17 protein-coding genes are annotated in these 19,552 nt (G+C 47.8%); 5 read left to right on the forward strand and 12 right to left on the reverse strand.

Annotation, left to right across the window (positions count from 1 at the left end; all coding sequences use genetic code 11):
- The gene (locus tag M2404_RS18410) at nt 1–2,283 is read left to right on the forward strand and encodes a fimbria/pilus outer membrane usher protein (protein ID WP_259241269.1); all 2,283 of its coding nucleotides are present in this window, start codon (nt 1–3) and stop codon (nt 2,281–2,283) included.
- Nucleotides 2,280–2,750: a spore coat U domain-containing protein gene (locus tag M2404_RS18415; RefSeq protein WP_259241271.1), complete on the forward strand. Its 471-nt coding sequence runs from the start codon at nt 2,280–2,282 to the stop codon at nt 2,748–2,750. Before M2404_RS18410 ends, M2404_RS18415 begins: the two co-directional genes overlap by 4 nt.
- 19 nt (nt 2,751–2,769) lie before the next feature.
- On the opposite strand, the gene tyrA is transcribed toward M2404_RS18415, so the two are convergent.
- The 8 genes from tyrA to ffh all read right to left on the reverse strand — a co-directional run bounded on the left by tyrA (nt 2,770) and on the right by ffh (nt 9,408).
- Nucleotides 2,770–3,903 (reverse strand): bifunctional chorismate mutase/prephenate dehydrogenase, encoded by a 1,134-nt coding sequence (tyrA, locus tag M2404_RS18420; protein WP_259241273.1) that lies wholly within the window; start codon nt 3,901–3,903, stop codon nt 2,770–2,772.
- 1 nt (nt 3,904) lies between these two features.
- On the reverse strand, nt 3,905–4,963 hold the full coding sequence (locus M2404_RS18425) for a 3-deoxy-7-phosphoheptulonate synthase (protein WP_259241274.1): 1,059 nt from the start codon (nt 4,961–4,963) through the stop codon (nt 3,905–3,907).
- A gap of 233 nt (nt 4,964–5,196) precedes the next feature.
- On the reverse strand, nt 5,197–5,811 hold the full coding sequence (locus M2404_RS18430) for a DNA-J related domain-containing protein (protein WP_259241278.1): 615 nt from the start codon (nt 5,809–5,811) through the stop codon (nt 5,197–5,199).
- A gap of 58 nt (nt 5,812–5,869) precedes the next feature.
- Nucleotides 5,870–6,229 carry a 50S ribosomal protein L19 gene (gene rplS / locus M2404_RS18435; RefSeq protein ID WP_259241280.1) on the reverse strand — a complete coding sequence of 120 codons (360 nt, stop codon included), beginning with the start codon at nt 6,227–6,229 and terminating at the stop codon, nt 5,870–5,872.
- 22 nt (nt 6,230–6,251) lie between these two features.
- Nucleotides 6,252–7,040, reverse strand: coding sequence for a tRNA (guanosine(37)-N1)-methyltransferase TrmD (gene trmD, locus M2404_RS18440; protein ID WP_405047798.1), 789 nt, complete (start codon nt 7,038–7,040; stop codon nt 6,252–6,254).
- Nucleotides 7,040–7,567, reverse strand: coding sequence for a ribosome maturation factor RimM (gene rimM, locus M2404_RS18445; RefSeq protein WP_259241282.1), 528 nt, complete (start codon nt 7,565–7,567; stop codon nt 7,040–7,042). Before rimM ends, trmD begins: the two co-directional genes overlap by 1 nt.
- Nucleotides 7,568–7,597: 30 nt before the next feature.
- Nucleotides 7,598–7,849: a 30S ribosomal protein S16 gene (rpsP, locus tag M2404_RS18450; RefSeq protein WP_166835971.1), complete on the reverse strand. Its 252-nt coding sequence runs from the start codon at nt 7,847–7,849 to the stop codon at nt 7,598–7,600.
- 191 nt (nt 7,850–8,040) lie between these two features.
- Nucleotides 8,041–9,408 (reverse strand): signal recognition particle protein, encoded by a 1,368-nt coding sequence (ffh, locus tag M2404_RS18455; protein ID WP_259241287.1) that lies wholly within the window; start codon nt 9,406–9,408, stop codon nt 8,041–8,043.
- A 149-nt stretch (nt 9,409–9,557) separates the two neighbouring features.
- On the opposite strand from ffh, the gene M2404_RS18460 reads away from it, so the two are divergent.
- On the forward strand, nt 9,558–10,364 hold the full coding sequence (locus M2404_RS18460; RefSeq protein WP_259241288.1) for a cytochrome C assembly family protein: 807 nt from the start codon (nt 9,558–9,560) through the stop codon (nt 10,362–10,364).
- Nucleotides 10,365–10,429: 65 nt separating this feature from the next.
- Nucleotides 10,430–11,698, forward strand: a complete 1,269-nt coding sequence (locus M2404_RS18465) for an HlyC/CorC family transporter (RefSeq protein WP_259241291.1) — start codon at nt 10,430–10,432, stop codon at nt 11,696–11,698.
- 51 nt (nt 11,699–11,749) lie between these two features.
- On the opposite strand, the gene M2404_RS18470 is transcribed toward M2404_RS18465, so the two are convergent.
- Nucleotides 11,750–12,382, reverse strand: coding sequence for a transglycosylase SLT domain-containing protein (locus tag M2404_RS18470; protein WP_259241292.1), 633 nt, complete (start codon nt 12,380–12,382; stop codon nt 11,750–11,752).
- A 70-nt stretch (nt 12,383–12,452) separates the two neighbouring features.
- On the reverse strand, nt 12,453–14,057 hold the full coding sequence (gshA, locus tag M2404_RS18475) for a glutamate--cysteine ligase (RefSeq protein ID WP_259241293.1): 1,605 nt from the start codon (nt 14,055–14,057) through the stop codon (nt 12,453–12,455).
- Nucleotides 14,058–14,283: 226 nt separating this feature from the next.
- Between gshA and M2404_RS18480 the strand changes: the two genes are divergently transcribed.
- Entirely contained in the window at nt 14,284–15,828 is a 1,545-nt protein-coding gene (locus M2404_RS18480; protein ID WP_259241296.1) for a methyl-accepting chemotaxis protein, read from the forward strand.
- A 61-nt stretch (nt 15,829–15,889) separates the two neighbouring features.
- Here M2404_RS18480 and pssA read toward each other — a convergent pair whose 3' ends face one another.
- Nucleotides 15,890–16,723, reverse strand: coding sequence for a CDP-diacylglycerol--serine O-phosphatidyltransferase (gene pssA / locus M2404_RS18485; protein WP_259241298.1), 834 nt, complete (start codon nt 16,721–16,723; stop codon nt 15,890–15,892).
- Nucleotides 16,724–16,963: 240 nt separating this feature from the next.
- Nucleotides 16,964–19,543 carry an ATP-dependent chaperone ClpB gene (clpB, locus tag M2404_RS18490; RefSeq protein WP_259241301.1) on the reverse strand — a complete coding sequence of 860 codons (2,580 nt, stop codon included), beginning with the start codon at nt 19,541–19,543 and terminating at the stop codon, nt 16,964–16,966.
- Nucleotides 19,544–19,552 lie beyond the last annotated feature (9 nt).

Genomic DNA, 19,552 nt, shown 5'->3' on the forward strand with positions numbered 1-19,552 from the left:
ATGCTTTTATGCCGGGCTCTTTTGCTCGCGGTATGGATCGGTGCAGTGCAGGCGGATGAGTTGCCACCGTCAGCAGAATGGCGCTGGTTAACATTGTCGTTAAACGGTCAAACGCAAAATAACACTATGAAGCTTTTATACTATCAACAACACTTTTATATGCACGAAGCTGACTTGCAGCAATTACGGTTAAAGCCGAATCAATCTGAGGTGCTACGTTATGACCAACTAAACTATTATCCGCTGACTAAAATGGATAATGTTACTGTTGAATTACACCCGCAAACGCAACATTTGCAACTAAATGCAGCCCCCGCAGCCTTTGAAGCGTATCAAAACAGATACCAACGCCAGCAGTTAACCACCGATAGCCTGATTGGCGCTTATATTAACTACGACGTACAAACACAATATACTGAAGGCAGACAAGAGCAGGCGGCTTTAATGCAGTTTACCGCTTTTTCCGGTACCAGTAATTTTACTAATACCGTTATTTATAACAGCAACAGCCCCACATCTTTAATGCGGCTGGACTCAACCCTTATTATTGATAACCCGACCAGGCGTAGCCGGCTTTATCTGGGCGACAGCTTTAACCAACCGGGGAGCTGGGGCCGCACAGCGCAGTTTAGCGGAATACGCTACAGCAGCGATTTCAGTCTGGATCCCGGCTTTGTGGCTTATCCTTTACCGTCTATTTCGGGTGAAGCAGTATTACCCTCCTCAGTAGATATTTTGATTAACAATGTCAGACAACATCAACAAAGCGTGCCGCAAGGCCCATTTGAATTACAGCAGTTTCCCACCATTACAGGCAGTGGCCAGTTACAGTTACAAATTACTGACGTGATGGGCAGAACACAAACCTATAACCAGCCATTTTATATCGCCAGCCAGTTATTGGCTGAAGGTTTAAGTAGTTATTCGTATGAAGCGGGCTGGCTGCGGCAAAATTATGGTTTACGCAGCAACGATTATGGTCGCACGTTTGCGTCCGCAACGCATCGGTATGGTATCAGCAACAATGTTACTGCCGAACTACGGGCTGAGTTAAGCCATGATTATCAGGCCGCTGGAGCCGCAGTCAGCTACCTGCTGGCAAACTATGCTGTTGCCGATATCGCTGTTGCTGCCAGTAAAACCGGTGGTGTTTCGGGTACTTTATGGCGTAGTGGCATTAGCCGGCAAAGCCCGGATTTTAGCTTTGGTTTATATGCATCTTATGCCGAAAAATATTTCAGTGCTTTAGGCCAGATGCCAGAAACACCACGCTTACGCAATGAATTAGGCCTAAACGTTGGCGCACCGTTATCTTCCGGCAGCAGTGTGGCTGCAGCACTTATTCGCCGAAAGCAATGGGATGGTGAGAATTTTAGTTTAATATCAGTAAATTATAATCAGCGAGTCACTGACAAATTGGTATTAAGTGTATCCGCCAGCAAGGCGATAGATAGCAGCAACGATTATATTGTGGGGCTGACATTATCACGCCACTTTAGTGGCCGCGACAGCGGTCAGGTAAGTTTGCGACATGAGCGAGGTGACAGCCGTAATCAGGCGCAATTGCAGCGTAACCTGACGATGGGTGACAGCTTTGGTTACCGGTTGGCTGCAGAGCAAGCCAGGCAAAACTGGTTTGATGGCGAATGGTTGCTGCAACGTAGTAAAGGTTTGTATCGCGCAAACATATCGGCTTTTGACGGCCACGTTGCTGGCCGCCTTACAGCTAGTGGCAGCGTTATTTTGCTGGACAATAACTTACATAGCGCCAGATGGATTACAAATAGTTTTGCCCTGGTAAATGTCGGTGACATTGAAGGTGTCAGTGTTATGCTGGAAAATCAGGTTGTTGCAAAAACAAACAGTAAAGGCAATGCATTGGTTAGTGGCCTGATGCCCTATGATAAAAATGAACTGTCGATCGAACACAGCCAGTTACCGATAAATACCTCAGTGCACTCACTGCAGCTTAATGTTACGCCAGCAATTAACGCCGGGGCAGTAGCCAACTTTTATCTGCAACAAGGCAATAATGCTGTCATTCAGCTACACCTGTCCGACGGCAGCACGGTGCCGGCTGGTGCCAAGGTTCGGATAAATCAGCAGCAACGCACTTTCCCCGTTGCCAGCAATGGCAGAACCTATCTGGAACAGTTACCATCTGAGGCAGTATTACAGGTGAGCTGGCAAGATAAACAATGTTACGCCATACTGGCTTTACCACAAGACACAGAGCAAATCCCCGATCTTGGCAGGGTATATTGTCAGGAAACTGCACCGTGAAATGGCGATATACTCCTGCTGCAGCCGCGCTGCTCTTTAGCAGCCACGCTAACGCTATATATTCTTGTAGTGTCAGTACTACTGGGCTTAACTTCGGCCAATACCGGCCATTTAGCCTGCTACCGCAAGATAATAATGGCAATATAGCCGTCTCATGCCAGTTATTGCAAATTATCGGCTTACTGGTAAGTTATGAAATACGTCTCTCTACCGGCCAGTCGGGTACCTATACTGCAAGGCAGTTACAATATGCAGGCAATAATTTAAACTATAACCTTTATCGTAATGCTGCCCGTACCAGTGTGCTTGGAAATGGCACCGCTGGCACTGTGTTTATTAGTGACGGATATTTATTGAGCCTTGGCGTTCTCACGCGAAACTACGCTGTATATGGCCGGATTCCGGCCGGACAAAACGTTCGCGTGGGGAGTTATACTGATATCATTACTATTACCGTGACTTATTAACCCAGCGCTAAATGACCGCTCAGCTGCGGCTATCAGCAGCTTTTTGCAGCAGCTGTTTGCTCTCTTGCAAAAACTGCCCGGCGAGGTCACCAAAAAACTGCTGGCCTTTACCAAACTGCGCCATTAAACCGGCTTTGTCTTTAGCTTTAAGTAGCTGCAGCAATGCAGTAAAGCGCTGCTGATAACGCTCGAGCAAGGTGGTAACTTCACAGGATGACAACATAATATCGGCATACAGCTCGGCATTTTGCGCAAATAAGCGCCCTACCATCGCCAGCTCTAACCGGTAAATTGGCGAGCTTAGCTGCAATAGCTCATCCAGATCGGCATTCTCATCAGCCAAATGCACACCATACACCAGGGAAGAAAAGTGCCGCATTGCCTGAATAAGCTGCATGGCGCTATCGTGCTCTGCCGCCTGCTTTACCGCCAACTCAGCGCCCCAAACATTCAGCTGTTTCAATAACCACTGGTAGCGGTTTTCGTCCCGGCCATGGCATACCACTACCACCTGTTTTACCAGATTAGTAATGTCAGGGCCAAACATCGGGTGTAGCCCTACCACAGGGCCGCTATGTTTTGCCAGCATGGCTGATATTGGCAGCTGCTTAATACTGGTGATATCAGCCAGTACGCAGCCAGCCGGTAAAACTGGTAATTGATTGATTAGCCGCTCAGTTAACGTAATAGGCACTGCCATTAACACCAGGGCGGCATTGGCACATAGAGCCTCCGCCTGCGGCCAGTCTTGCGGCTCCAGCACTGCAACCTCGTAGCCAGAGCGCTGAAAAAGACTAACAAAACGGGCACCCAGCGCACCGGCGCCGCCAACTACAACCACCTTACCACCACCTTCGCGGCAACACACAAAGCCGCTTTCCTGAGTTTGGTATGACTCGCGCATAATACGCCGCAGCACATCTTCAGTTAAGTCTGCCGATACACCCAGCACTTGTGCCTGTTCGCGCCTTGCGCTTAACAGTGCCTGCTCACGTTCAGGCACATATACCGGCAAGGCAAACTGTTGCTTAATTTTGCCTACCTGCGCGGTTACTTTAGCGCGCTCGGCAAGCAGCGCCACTAACTGGCTGTCAATGTTGTCTATTTGCTGACGCAGTGGCGCAAGAGCCTGCTGTGCTGTCAAATTTGTCATCTCAGGCAGCCACCACTGCCGGCTGCATTTGTTGGTGTAGTGCTGCTAATAGCTGAGCGGTAGTATCCCAATCAATGCAGGCATCCGTTACCGATACACCATACTTTTCGGCTTTACCATCAATTAAATCCTGGCGCCCGGCAAACAGATGGCTCTCCAGCATAATACCGATAATAGCGTCGTTACCGGCCAGTCGCTGGGCCAGCACATTGTGTGCTACTTCGCCCTGACGGTTATGATCTTTATTAGAGTTACCGTGGCTGCAATCAACCACTATGCCGCGCGGCAGTTTCAGTTTATCCAGCTTAGCCAACGCCTCGCCAATGCTTTGCTCGTCATAGTTAGGTTTGGCACCGCCACGCAAAATAATATGGCCATCCGGATTACCGGCAGTTTGCACCAGGCTTACTTCGCCGCGCTGATTAATACCAATAAAGCTGTGGCCGCTGGCTGCCGATTGCAGCGCATTAAGCGCGATATTTAAATTGCCGTCGGTGCCGTTTTTAAAGCCTACCGGCATCGACAGGCCACTGGCCATTTCACGATGGGTTTGCGATTCTACCGTACGGGCACCAATGGCAGACCAGCTGATTAAATCCGACATATATTGCGGGCTGATCGGATCAAGCGCTTCCGTTGCTGTAGGTAACTCCATCTCAACCATCTTTAGCAGTAATTCACGTCCCCAGGTTAAGCCGGTTTCCAGATCGAATGAATCATCTAAATGCGGGTCGTTAATAAAGCCTTTCCAGCCCACTGTCGTGCGCGGCTTTTCAAAATAAACCCGCATCACAATGTACAGGCTGTCAGCATATTGCTGCTGCAGTTGTTTTAACTTTTGCGCATATTCAATTGCGGCCACAGGGTCGTGGATGGAACAAGGGCCTGTTACCACTAAGAGGCGTTTATCGCGGCCATGCACAATGTCGGCAATGGTATTACGCGCCTGTTGTACAAACTGCGCGCCCTGCTCTGACAATGGCAGCACTTTTTTTAATACTGCCGGGGGGCTTAATGGCTTTTCTGCCACTATGCGCAGGTCGTCTACTATTTTACTCATGCTAAAACTCCGGTGTGCGGTGTTGCAGGCATTAAGCATAGGTAAAAACGCTAAATTTGCTAAGCCGCGCCCTTACGTAAACTTTACTATACAACACGTAATCATTTAAATACGATTTGCGAATAATAAAGATCATAAAGCAGCGCGTCAACCCACCACAGGCCAATAAAATCAACATAGCAGCAAATAATTGCACCATCTAAAATACGTACATTTAAGTGTACAGAAAGCTATCAGCCGGGTAACTGTAATTGCTGATAAGCCTGTTGCAGTAAAATAAATTGCTGTTGCTCGCCACCACGATCCGGGTGTAGTTGTAACGCCTTGCTACGATAGGCCTTTTTTAGTTGTTGCGGCGTAAATGCAGCTGGCAGGCCGAGCAAAGCCAATGCTTCGGTGTGTGCCATAATTTTTTGCGGCGCTACCGGCCGCTGCAATTGTTGCCAGAAAGCATCCAGATGCTGGTCAAGTAATTGCTCTGTCATGGCATAAAAATTCTGCCAGTTAAGATAATATCCTTGCCGGCCGGAGTCTGACTCTGGTGGCAAGGCTTCATTTAGCGGCAGTAACTGTAGTTTGGCCAGGCCAATGGCTAAATAGCCGTGATGCTGCGCCAGCCAGTGTTGTTGAATACGGTATAACAGGTGGTACAGTACAAAATGTTGCTGAAAGCGGGCAAGATCAGCGCTTTGCTGCACGTCGCTGTGTAGTTTTAACCCTAACCGTGATAATAAATACTGTTCTTCTATCAGGCTGTTAGCTGGCGTATATGACAGGATCAGGCTTTCTAACTGGCCTTGCAACAAGTTAAGAATAGCGATGGTAAGCGGGGCTTGAATATCGGTCATAGTGAGCACTATGCCAAAAAGAAAAAAGGCCGACAAGTGCCGGCCTTTTAAGGGGTGCTTAGTTAAGCTTTTCGCGGATACGCGCTGATTTACCTGAACGATCGCGTAAGTAGTAAAGCTTAGCACGGCGTACAGCACCACGACGTTTAACAGTGATGCTGTCTACCAATGGGCTGTGCGTCTGGAATACACGCTCAACACCTTCGCCATTAGAGATTTTACGTACAGTGAATGCAGAGTGCAGACCACGGTTACGTTTTGCGATAACTACGCCTTCAAAAGCCTGCAGACGGGTTTTATCACCTTCAGTTACTTTTACCTGAACTACGACAGTGTCGCCCGGCGCGAACGCTGGAACGTCTTTCTTTAACTGCTCGTCTTCAAGCATTTTGATAATGTTTTGGCTAACTTTGCTCATAACAATCTCACTTTACCTGGAATTAACTGTCTTCTTGCTGCCCCGTCCGGCACTCTTGCTGATGTTCACGTTGGAACTCAGCCAGTAACCGTCGTTGCTCCTCAGTCAGAGCCAGGAGATTTAACATATCCGGTCGTCTAAGCCAGGTTCTCCCAAGAGACTGCTTTAAACGCCAGCGTCGTATATTTTCATGGTTACCACTCAGTAATACTGCTGGTACCTGTTTGTCTGATAACACTTCCGGCCTTGTGTAGTGTGGACAATCCAGCAAACCGGATGCAAAAGAATCCTGCTCTGCTGACTGCTCATGCCCAAGTACACCAGGTACTAAACGCGCCACTGCATCTATCAGTGTCATCGCCGGCAATTCACCGCCACTTAACACGTAATCACCAATTGACCATTCTGAATCAATCTCGCTTTCTATTACGCGCTCATCAATGCCTTCATACCGGCCAGCTACTAACAGCAGCTTAGAATACGTCGCCAGTTCAGTGACACCTTGTTGGTCTAACTTGCGGCCTTGCGGCGACAAATACACCGTGTGTACACCTTCACCTGCAGCTTGCTTGGCAGCGCGTATAGCGTCACGCAGCGGCTGCACCATCATCAGCATACCGGGGCCACCACCATAAGGCCGGTCATCTACAGTGCGATGTTTGTCCGTTGTGAAATCACGCGGGTTCCAACATTGCAGCTGCATAATACCTTGCTTTACAGCACGGCCGGTTACCCCATACTGCGTTATTGCCTGAAACATTTCCGGGAATAAGGATATAACCCCTAGCCACAGCTTAGTGTCATCCGGCATTAAAACGCGGGATCCCAGTCTACGATAATGCGACGCTCGGTTAAATCGACGCTTTTAATCACGGTATCGGTTAAAAACGGCAACAACCTTTCTTTCTGACCAAATGCATCGGTACGGTTGGCTTTAACAACTAATACGTCGTTAGAACCGGTTTCCATCATGTCGGTTACTTCACCTAAGTGGTAGCCCGCCTCGTTTATTACTGCTAAACCCATCAGGTCTTTCCAGTAATATTCACCGTCTTCCAAAGAAGGCAGTGCCTGGCTTGCTACGGCAATTTCAGCATTAACATACTGTTGTGCCAGATCCCGGTCATTGACGCCGTCCAGTTTCGCTATCAGGCCATTACTATGGCGCTTCCAGCTGGAAACCTGCACTGGTTGCCAGTTACCCTGAAATTTTATTTGCCAGGGTGTGTAATCAAAAATCCCTTCCGGGAAGTCGGTGTAAGCGTTAACTTTCAGCCAGCCATTGATGCCGTAAACTGCACCAAATTTGCCAAGAACGACTAAATCTTTCTCACTCAAGCTGACTACTCCACACGACCTTTAAGCTAATTAAGCAGCTGCTTTCTTAGCGTTTTTTACCAAAGTTGCCACGCGATCACTCAGTGAAGCACCTTGTGCTACCCAGTGGTTAACGCGGTCCAGGTCCAGACGCAGTTTCTCTTCAGTACCGCCAGCGATTGGGTTAAAGAAACCCACGCGCTCAATAAAACGGCCATCACGAGCAAAACGGCTGTCCGCTACCACAACTTGGTAAAATGGACGCTTTTTCGCGCCACCACGTTGTAAACGAATAGTTACCATAAGGCCCTCTAATTTTATCGTTCAGGTTTTATCAAAAATAACAAAGCCCCCAGTCAGACCGAAGGGCTGCAGCATTTTACTGATTTGAGGCTCAATTGCAAGGTATTTCGCGGCTTAGCTGCTATTACAGCGTTATTGTGCAGATAAATAAAACCCCGCATCAAAACGGGGTTACGTAAGCTGTTTGCTGCTTAACGTGGTGGCAGCATGCCTGGTGGCAGCTTACCCCCCAGACTACGCATCATCTTCATTAAGCCACCTTTACCCGACATCTGCTTCATCATCTTCTGCATCTGGGTAAACTGTTTAAGCAGTTGATTAATATCCTGCACCTGAGTACCGGAACCGGCAGCAATACGTTTTTTACGCGAGCCTTTAAGCAAATCCGGGAACTCACGCTCTTTTGGTGTCATTGAATTGATAATGGCTTCCATTTTTACAAACTGCTTATCCCCCATCTGGTTCATCGCACCAGCAGGCAGGTTTTTCATACCCGGCAGTTTATCCATCATCGACATCATGCCGCCCATACCGCGCATTTGCACCAGTTGCTCACGAAAATCTTCTAATGAAAAGCCTTTGCCTTTCATCATTTTCTGCGCCATTTTGGCAGATTTTTCTTTATCTACTTTTTGCTCAAGCTCTTCAATTAAGCTCAGCACATCGCCCATACCGAGAATACGCGATGCCACCCTGTCCGGATGAAACGGCTCTAGTGCATCGGTTTTTTCACCGGTACCTAAAAACTTAATTGGTTTGCCGGTAATATGGCGGATAGACAATGCAGCACCACCCCGCGCATCGCCATCGGTTTTGGTTAAAATCACCCCGGTAAGTGGTAAAGCGTCATTAAAAGCTTTGGCAGTATTGGCAGCATCCTGGCCTGTCATGGCATCGACCACAAACAGGGTTTCAATAGGCTTTACTGCACCGTGCAGCGCTTTAATTTCGTCCATCATGTCGCTGTCGACATGCAAGCGACCGGCAGTATCAACCAACAACACATCAAAAATGCGGGTACGGGCATGCGCAATAGCGGCATTAACAATATCTATTGGTTTTTGTGAAATGTCACTGGGGAAAAACTCTATGCCAATATCTTTAGCCAGGGTTTCCAACTGTTTAATTGCTGCCGGACGATATACGTCAGCAGATACCACCAGCACTTTTTTCTTTTTCCGCTCAGTTAAAAACTTAGCCAGTTTACCTACCGACGTCGTTTTACCGGCACCTTGCAAGCCCGCCATTAAAACTACTGCTGGCGGTTGCGTATTCAGTGCCAGCTCTTCATTGGCCTCTCCCATCGCCTCTTCTAAGGCTTTACGGACAATTTTCAGAAACTCCTGGCCAGGAGTCAGGCTTTTACTTACTTCCAGCCCTACTGAACGCTCTTTAACGTTAGCAACAAAATCGCGTACTACCGGCAGCGCTACGTCGGCCTCAAGCAGGGCCATACGTACTTCGCGCAGCGTATCTTTAACATTGTCTTCAGTTAAACGGCCCCGGCCGGTAATATTTTTCAGCGTGGCGCTTAAACGATCAGAAAGATTCTCAAACATGGTTTTTCACTCAACAGCCATAATACGGCCGATTATATCAAAGTCGCGCGGTATAAGCAGCCGTTAAGAAACTGTTGATCGCAGCTATGGGCATCCGGCAAAAGTTGCAATACAATGGTTAGCCATTAAAACAAAAGGAAATGCTGCTAATGTCTACAGTGCTGTTAACTGCACTTGCTTTAATTGCCTATCTGGTTGCTACCGGCTCGGTATTGCTGCGCATTTTTCACCCAAACGGGCCGCATTTTAAAACCACCTTCAGCGCAGCCATTATTGGCCTTGTACTACATATGCTGGTACTGGCAGCCATGTTGTTTACTGAGCAGGGGCAAAACTTCAGTTTGCTTAATGTCAGCTCGCTGATGTGCTGGCTGATCACTGTGGCAATAACCCTTACCGCCCTGCGAACGCCAACTATATTACTGTTACCGGTCGTGTATGGCTTTGCCAGCCTGATGCAACTGGCTGTATTAACCTTACCTCACAACGTACAGCTACAACACTTTGAGCAAAACATTATTCTGCTGCTGCATATTATGCTGGCTTTTATTGCCTACGCTATTTTAATTATGGCTATGCTGTATTCGTTTCAGGTTAGTTATATCAGCAACCGTCTGAAGCAAAAAGACTTTGCCGCCATGACACGACATATGCCACCTTTAGTGCAGGCAGAAGTGCTGCAGTTCCGTATTTTACTGGCAGGCACAGTGTTACTTGGCCTGGCGCTATTGATAGCGGCCGTATTTATGGATAACTGGCTGGCTAAAGAAAACCTGCATAAAAATGTGTTCAGTTTAATTGGTTTTGCCGTCTTCGTAGTGCTGTGCTGGGGCCATGCCCGTAAAGGCTGGCGTGGTAAAACCGCCAATATTTTAACAATCACCGGTGCAGCTTTGTTAACTCTTGGCTACTTTGGCAGCCGTTTTGTACGCGAAGTGCTGCTAAATACACTTTAATTCTTGACTCACCTGCTACTTCGTAATATCAAGTACAGGTGTTTGGCAATACAGGTATTTGACTCTTGGACGACATATCGACGGGTACGCTATTTATCATTCTTGGCGTGCTCTTATTTTTATCTGCCTATTTCTCAGGATCAGAAACGGGCATGATGTCTGTTAATCCTTATCGTTTGAAACATTTAACAAACGAAAATCATAAGGGTGCTATCCGCGTAAGCGAACTGTTAAAACGGCCTGACCGCTTAATTGGCCTTATTTTAATTGGTAATAACCTGGTAAATATTGCCGCCTCTGCTATTGCCACTATTATTGGTATGCGTTTGTACGGTGATGTCGGTATCGCTATTGCAACAGTGGCGTTAACGATGGTGGTGCTGGTGTTTGCTGAAGTCACACCAAAAACCATTGCGGCACTGCACCCCGAACGCATCGCCTTCCCCAGCTCTGCTGTGCTTAAATTACTACTTAAAATATTCTATCCGCTGGTCTGGCTGGTTAATTTTATTACTAACGGCATTTTGGCGCTTATGGGTATCAGCCCGGAAAAGCACCAGGGTAACAGCTTAAGCGCCGAAGAATTGCGTACCGTAGTACATGAGGCTGGCGCCCTGATACCGGAGCAACATCAGAACATGCTGGTGGGTGTGCTCGATCTGGAGAACGCCACGGTTGAAGATATTATGGTGCCGCGCAATGAAATAGTTGGCATTGATATTAACGACGACTGGAAAGATATAGAGCGCCAGCTGGCGAATATGCAGTACAGCCGTATTTTGTTGTTCCGGGACAACATTGATGATGCTATTGGTTTTGTTCACCCGCGCGAGCTGATGCGCTTGCTGATTAAAGAACAACTGGCTAAATCTACTCTGATGCGTGCAGCAAGTGACATCTACTTTATTCCTGAGGGCACCCAGCTCAATACGCAACTGTTAAAATTTCAGCGCACCAAAGACCGCGTTGGGTTGGTTGTAGACGAATATGGCGATATTCAGGGCCTGGTAACTCTGGCTGATATTCTGGAAGAAGTGGTGGGTGAATTTACGACAGATATCGCCAGCAACGACAACGAAGATATTCTTGCCCAGCCTGATGGTTCATACCTGATTGATGGTGGCATTAATTTACGTGATTTAAACCGCGAAATGCACCTGGAGCTGCCCACTGATGGCCCGAAAACCTTAAATGGCCTGATTTTAGAGTATCTGGAAGAAATCCCCCAGGGTAAACTAAGTATAAAGCTGGCCGGTTACCCGCTTGAAGTGGTAGACGTACAGGACAATATGATTAAGACCGTGCGTCTGTTGCCACATTTGAAAAAGTCCTGAAACCACAGTTAAAAAAACCGGCAGTGCCGGTTTTTACTGCTTTATGCCTTCTTAGCCAAAAAACAGCCGCCATAACCAGCCACGTTTCAGATCATCCTCACACCGGTTTAACTGCGCGGCATAGGTTTTGGCGCGGCTATCTACCTGTTTGGCAACGTTAACAAGCCATGTTTTATTTTTATAAGTGCCACGCCGGTAGCCACCCCAACCTTCATGGTAATTCAGGTAAAGGTTGTAACCGTCCCATTTGGATATTTTATTTACGCGGTGGGTTTTATCCAGATACCAACCCATAAAATCCATGGCATCAGAAAAATTGTCACGACTGGCCCAGAAGCGATTAGCTTCCTTAACATACTCGTCCCAGGTAACTGTTTTTGCTTGTGAATAACCGTAAGCACTACTGGCACGGCCATAAGGGATAAAACCTAAAAACCAGCGCATTGGCGGCCGGGCATTATGCCGGAAGCTACTTTCCTGATACATAATGCTCATGGGTATATGAATTGGCACGCCCCACTTATCACGCATTTTCGCTGCTGCATCATACCAGTCGCGGTGTTCATAGAAGATCTCACACAGATTGGAGCTATTCTGTGGCGGCGGTGTACTACAACCACTGATAAACAGTACTGCTGCCGTGGCGAAGATAAATGGTTTTATTTGTGTATGAACTTTTTTCATCCGACCGATTCTAACAAGGTGCACGGATGCAACCAAGTTTTATTCTCCCTGGATACTGTTACGGCTACCTTTAGGTAGCCGCTTTTTTATCCTCACATTGTGGTACTTCAGCAAAATACTGCGCAATATACTGATCGAAGCTCATGTTATCCAACTGCTCAACCTGCTGCTGTGCCAGAATTGACTGTGCAGCGGCCTCAGTAAACTGCTCAGCAGAATAATACTGGTAAGGCTCCTGCAGCAGCTGTTGGCGGTAGGTTGCCGATAACTGCAAGGTATAGCTGCTGTTATCCTGTTGTTTCGCCAGTAACTGATTAAGTAATTTACCGGAAAATGTCTGGGACGGGTCCAACAGGCCAAGATAAAATTGTTTTAAAGCGCTGCTATAGCCCTGCGTTAAATAGGCAGAATCCAGATACTGTGCTAAAGGCATCAGATCGGCAAACAACTCTTCTGCCCAATCCAGCATTAAACGGGGCTGGCCATTTTGCTGGATCTCCAGATTAGTACGCCTGCCATCTGTAACCACTTTTTTTAAGTTTTGCTCGGTAATACTCTGCTCGCTGGCAGACATTGACGGGCTGTCCTGCAGCAGGCAATACAACAGGAAAACATCGAGAAAACGCATCTGATCTGCGCTAATACCCACGCTACTGAACGGATTAACATCCAGAGCACGCACTTCGATATATTCAACCCCCCGCTTCGCCAGCGCGCAGGTTGGCCGCTCACCAGACTGGGTGGTACGTTTGGGACGGATAGTAGAATAAAACTCATTTTCTATTTGTAACACATTAGCGTTAAGTTGCTGGTATTCACCATTAACCCTGACACCAATACTTTTATATTCCTCAGACGGCATGCTAATCGCCTGATGCAGGCCGGCAATATACTCAGGCAGGCTGTTATAAGTAATATTCAGGCTGGATTGCGCGCTGTTGGTGTAACCTAAATCACTCATACGCAATGAAGTGGCATAAGGCAGATACAACGACCCTTTACCCAGTGCCTGAAAATTATAACGGCTGCTGCGTCCTTCCAGAAACGACTTGCACATCGCCGGTGAAGCACCAAATAAATATACAATCAGCCAGACATAACGTTTGTAATTACGTATTAACGCCAGATACTGTTCAGAGATAAACGCCTGTAAGTCACCACTTCGCCCCAGAATTTGCTGATATTGCTGCCAGAAGTCCTGTGAAAAAGAAAAATTAAAATGCACACCACTAATAGCCTGCATCATACTGCCGTAGCGGTTATGCAAGCCTTTGCGGTACAGCGTTTTCATTCTGCCGATATTAGAACTGCCATACTGCGCAAACGGAATTTGCTTCTGATCGTCAATAAAACACGGCATGCTGCCTGCCCAGAACTGCTCTTCACCAATGTTTTTAATGGTAAAACGATGAATATCTGCCAGCTGCGCTAATGTGGTATCAATGCTGTCGCTGACCGGGGTAATAAACTCAAGCAAGGACTCAGAAAAATCGGTCGTGATCCAAGGATGGGTTAACGCTGCACCAAGGGCTTGCGGATGAGGAGTTAATGCAAGTTTGCCATCCGGTTTAACCCGCAACGTCTCCCGCTCTATACCACGCTGAATACCTGTGATGGCATGTTTACTAGGCACGGCATTCAGCTTAGCCAGACGTTGTTGTAAAGTTGAGCCCAAGATAATTCCTTAAATGGTGTCTGATTGTGCAGAAATTGGGGCGCTAAGGCCAATCTCAAGACTGCTGCTTAATTTAGCCTGCAATTTCATTTTCAACAATCGAAGATTTGGTCGCTTAACCCTCTTATGGGTTAAACCGCCACAGCTATGGCTGCAATTATTACTTTAATACATTAGACTTGCCGGATCAGGAACAAAATAGCAACTACTTAAATAAGCAGGTGACATGAACCGTCGCAACATAAGCACTATTAATGAAGAAGTTAAATTTAATGCTGAGCAGGAGCTGGTTTCTACCACAGATTTGCGCGGTGTTATCACCTATGCCAACCCGGCCTTTTGCAAGGTTGCAGGTTACAGCGAAGAAGAATTAGTGGGTAACAACCATAATCTTGTACGTCATCCTGACATGCCGGCAGCAGCTTTTGCTGATCTGTGGCACAAACTTAAACAAGGCCAATCCTGGCGTGGCCTGGTTAAAAACCGCTGTAAAGATGGCCGCTATTACTGGGTGGATGCCTTTGTTACACCCATTTATCAACAGGGCAAACTGGTGGGCTATCAGTCGGTAAGGGTAAAACCCGATGCAGCCATGATAGAACGGGCCAATAAAAGTTATCCAGCCATAGCAGCCGGTAAAATTCCGTCAGACTGGCGCAGCCGCTTTGGCTTAAAGCGCCTGCTGGCAGCAACGTTTAGCCTGCTGCTGGCCGCTATTGGTGTCGCCGTTTTTGGCTGGCATTTTTTGCTGGCGTTACTGTTACCGCTGGTGTGGTTGCTTTGTTGTTACGACGAACTCTTTATCATTCCGGCGCAATTACAACAGGCCAAAGCAAAATTCGACAGTGTATCGCGCTGGATTTACTCTGGTTTTGGCCCTTACGGCATTGCAGATTTTCAGCAAAAAATGTCTCAGGCCAGGCTGCGTACGGTTTTAGGCCGCGCCACCGACAGCACCGCAGCACTGAGCATTATTGCAGAAACGCAGGCTGAAGCCGTGCATATGACAGAACAAGGTATTCACCAACAGCATGACCGCTTAAGCAGTATTGTTGCAGCTACGTCTCAGCTTTACGGCACGGTACAGGATATAGCTGAGCGCACTCAGGACACGCACCAACAGGTAAACGAAACACACAAAATCTGTGAAGCCGCAAAAACCACCATGCAACACACAGCTAAAACAGTGCAGCAACTGGCAACAGAAGTTCAGGGTGCAGCAGCAACAGCGGATGGCCTGGCGGTTGAAGCTGAGCGGATTGGTGTCGTAATGACTGAAATTCAGGGCATTGCCGATCAAACCAACCTATTGGCATTAAATGCTGCCATTGAAGCGGCCCGTGCCGGTGAGCATGGCCGCGGCTTTGCGGTGGTTGCCGACGAAGTAAGAGCATTATCATCGCGCACACACAACGCTACAGAGCAAATTAAACAATCGATAGGTGAAATTCAGCAAACCTTACTAAGCTGGGGCAAGGTTATGTTGCACAGCCGCCAGCAAGTAGATATCTGCGTAACCGAAACCCGGCACAGCGAGCAGCAACTGGCCGAAATTTCGCGCATGATTGATCATATTGCCCAACTGTCGTCGCAAATTACCACTGCCGCAACCCAGCAAGGTGTCGTGGCCAACGACGTGCAACAAAGCGTTGAACATATACAGCAAATTGCCCAAACCAACCTGAACAATATTCAGATAGTATCTGACAACAGTTCAGCCTTGCAGCAGCAAGCCGGCAAAATTGCTGATATGAATAAAAGCTTTGGTTAAAAACACAAAACTCCGCCGCGGCGGAGTTTTTTAATGCATAACGTTTTAATGTATTACTGGTTTACAAGCTCTTGTTGTCGTCTTTGGCAGCAGAGTCTGTTGCCTTTGGGTCTTTATCTGCATCGGCAAAGTCAGCGTCGTCAGAGTCTCCCAATACGTGCTCAAGTTTAAGTTTGCGTACACTGCGAATTGTCGTTATCGGACCAGAGCAGGCATAAATAAAGAAAATACCAAACAGCATTTCTGCCGGACGGGCAGCAATGACGACAAAAATCAGCACGACCATCAAAATGGTTAAAAAGGATACCCTGTCACGCCAGTTAAGATCTTTAAACGAGTTATAACGGAAATTACTGACCATCAGTAAGCCGGTAACAATCGTCAGCAGCCCCACCAGATAACCGATGTTGTCACCATCGACCTGATAAATACTGCCGCTCCATACCATACCGGCAATAATAGCTGCCGCAGCTGGACTGGCTAAACCCTGAAAAAAGCGGCCGTCGGTAACGCCCAGATTGGCATTAAAACGGGCAAGACGCAGTGCCGCGCAGGCTACATAAATAAAGGCAGCCAGCCAACCGAACTTGCCGTACTCTGCAAGGCCCCAATTGTAGGCAACCAGTGCAGGCGCAATACCAAACGACAACATATCAGACATACTGTCGTACTGGGCGCCAAACTCACTTTGAGTATTGGTTAAGCGCGCTACCCGCCCATCCAGGCCATCAAAAATCATCGCGATAAAAATGGCTACTGCAGCAGCTTCAAAGCGGCCGTTCATTGACGACACTATGGCAAAAAAACCAGAAAATAAGCCGCCCGTTGTCAGTAAATTAGGCAGCAGGTAAATGCCCTTACGCGGGCTGGTATCATGTGTTTTTGACTCAGGCATAAAGCAACTTCTACGTTATGGATTTACAAAGGATTATAAGGGACATACCTTAACATGGATAGCCTGAAGGCAAAAGTGACCGCAAAAGCGGCCACTTTTATACCCTTCGTCTTTCAACATGCACGGGTGTTGGCTGCGCTCACTCCCCCCCAATCACATAGTATTGCTATGCTCATGGGGATTCACTCACTTGCCGCCTACGTGCATGTTGAAATCCATTGGGTATATCCCAATACCAGATTAAACCTTACTGCTAACAACAAAATCGGTGCCGTTATGATCCAACAGTACTGTGCTACCGGGCACTACATCGCCTTGCAGCAACGCTTGCGCCAGCGGATTCTCCAGATACTGCTGAATAGCACGCTTCAGCGGCCTGGCACCATACAATGGATCAAAACCTATTTCGGCCAGTTTATCCAGTGCCGCCTCAGTAATACTAAAACGATACTGCCGCTCGGCCAGCCGCTGCTCCAATCGCGCCAGCTGAATTTTGGCAATGCTGCGAATTTGCACGTTATCCAGCGGATGAAATACTACGGTTTCGTCCAGCCGGTTTAAAAACTCCGGCCGGAATTGCTTGCTTAGTACGCCCATCAGCATATCTTTCATCTGGCCGTAACTGTATTCACGGTAATGCTCCTGAATAAGATCCGAGCCAAGATTCGACGTCATAATAATAACTGTGTTTTTAAAATCGACAGTACGGCCCTGGCTGTCGGTTAAGCGGCCATCATCAAGCACCTGCAGCAGAATATTAAATACATCCGGGTGGGCTTTCTCTACCTCGTCCAGCAGCACTACCGAATAGGGTTTACGCCGCACAGCTTCAGTTAAATAGCCACCCTCCTCATAGCCGACATAGCCCGGTGGTGCACCAACCAAACGTGATACGGCATGTTTTTCCATAAACTCTGACATATCTATGCGTACCATCGCATCGGGGCTGTCAAACAAAAAGTTGGCCAGCGATTTGGTCAGCTCAGTTTTACCCACCCCGGTAGGGCCTAAAAACAGAAAAGAGCCTATCGGTTTATTTGGATCTGCCAGGCCAGCCCGCGAGCGGCGGATAGCATGCGACACAGCAGTTACGGCTTCATCCTGGCCGATAACTTTCTCATGCAGTGCCTGCTCCATACGTAGTAGTTTGTCGCGCTCGCCTTCAAGCATTTTATTCACAGGTATGCCGGTGGCTTTAGACAATACGTCGGCAATTTCCTGCTCTGTCACCTTATTACGCAGCAGAGTATTTTCGTGCATTTCTGCCTGTGAGGCTAAATCGAGCTTTTTCTCCAGCTCCGGAATACGGCCATATTGCAGCTCAGACATGCGCTGTAAATCGCTGGCACGGCGGGCAACTTCTAAATCCAGCCGGGCCTGTTCAAGCTCGGTTTTTATATTTTGCGTGCCTTGCAGCGCAGCTTTTTCTGACTCCCACACTTCATCCAGTTCGTTGTAGTGGGCATCTAGCTCAGCAATTTGCTCCTGAATAGCATCCCGGCGTTTTTTACTGCCTTCGTCAGACTCTTTTGCCAGCGCATTGTCTTCCAGTTTTAGCTGAATAATACGCCGCTCCAACCGGTCCAGTTCTTCTGGTTTAGAGTCCATTTGCATACGGATGCTTGATGCCGCTTCGTCGATTAAATCGATCGCCTTATCTGGTAACTGCCGGTCTGACACATAACGGTGCGACAAGGTAGCCGCTGCCACTATCGCCGGATCGGTAATTTCTACCGCGTGGTGGATTTCATAGCGCTCTTTTAAGCCCCGTAAAATAGCTATGGTATCTTCTACCGAAGGCTCTTCTACCAGCACTTTTTGAAAACGCCGCTCCAGTGCCGCATCTTTTTCGATGTACTTGCGGTATTCATCTAAAGTGGTAGCCCCCAAGCAGTGCAGTTCGCCGCGTGCCAGCGCCGGTTTTAACATATTGCCGGCATCCATCGCGCCTTCGGCTTTACCGGCGCCCACCATGGTATGAATTTCATCAATAAATAGAATTACCTGGCCTTCTTCTTTGGCCAGCTCATTCAATACTGCTTTTAGCCGCTCTTCAAACTCACCACGGTATTTGGCACCGGCCAGTAAAGAGCCCATGTCCAGCGACAATACGCGTTTATCTTTTAAGCCTTCGGGTACCTCTTTGTTGATAATGCGCAGCGCCAAACCTTCAACAATAGCGGTTTTACCCACGCCAGGTTCACCAATTAATACCGGATTATTTTTAGTACGCCGTTGTAATACCTGAATACAGCGGCGAATTTCCTCATCCCGGCCTATTACCGGATCCAGTTTACCGGCCTCAGCGCGGGCAGTTAAATCTATAGTGTATTTCGTTAATGCCTGGCGGGTATCTTCGGCATTTACATCGTCAACCTTCTGGCCGCCGCGCATTTGTGTAATGGCAGTTTCTACGTTGTCTTTGCTAACGCCGATTAAGCGTAAAATTTTGCCCAGATCAGATTTATCTTCCGTTGCCGCTAACACAAACAGCTCGCTGGAAATAAACTGGTCTTTGCGTTTTTGTGCCAGCTTATCGCACTGCTGCAGCAGTTGTGCAGTGGCTGATGATAGCTGCAGGTTAGCACCCTCGCCTTCAACCCGCGGTAGCTTATCTATCGCCTGGCTGACCTTAGAGCGCAGTTCATTAAAATTAATCGCCAGTTTGTTTAACAGCTCACGTACTGTGCCACCTTCCTGATTTAACAGGGCAAACATCAGGTGCACCGGCTCGATAAACTGCTGATCACGGCCAAGCGCCAGCGACTGCGCATCGGCTATCGCTTCCTGGAACTTACTGGTAAATTTTTCAAGACGCATTTCTGGCTC

The organism is Rheinheimera pacifica, from assembly GCF_024809855.1.
Classification (GTDB): Bacteria; Pseudomonadota; Gammaproteobacteria; order Enterobacterales; family Alteromonadaceae; genus Alishewanella; species Alishewanella pacifica_A.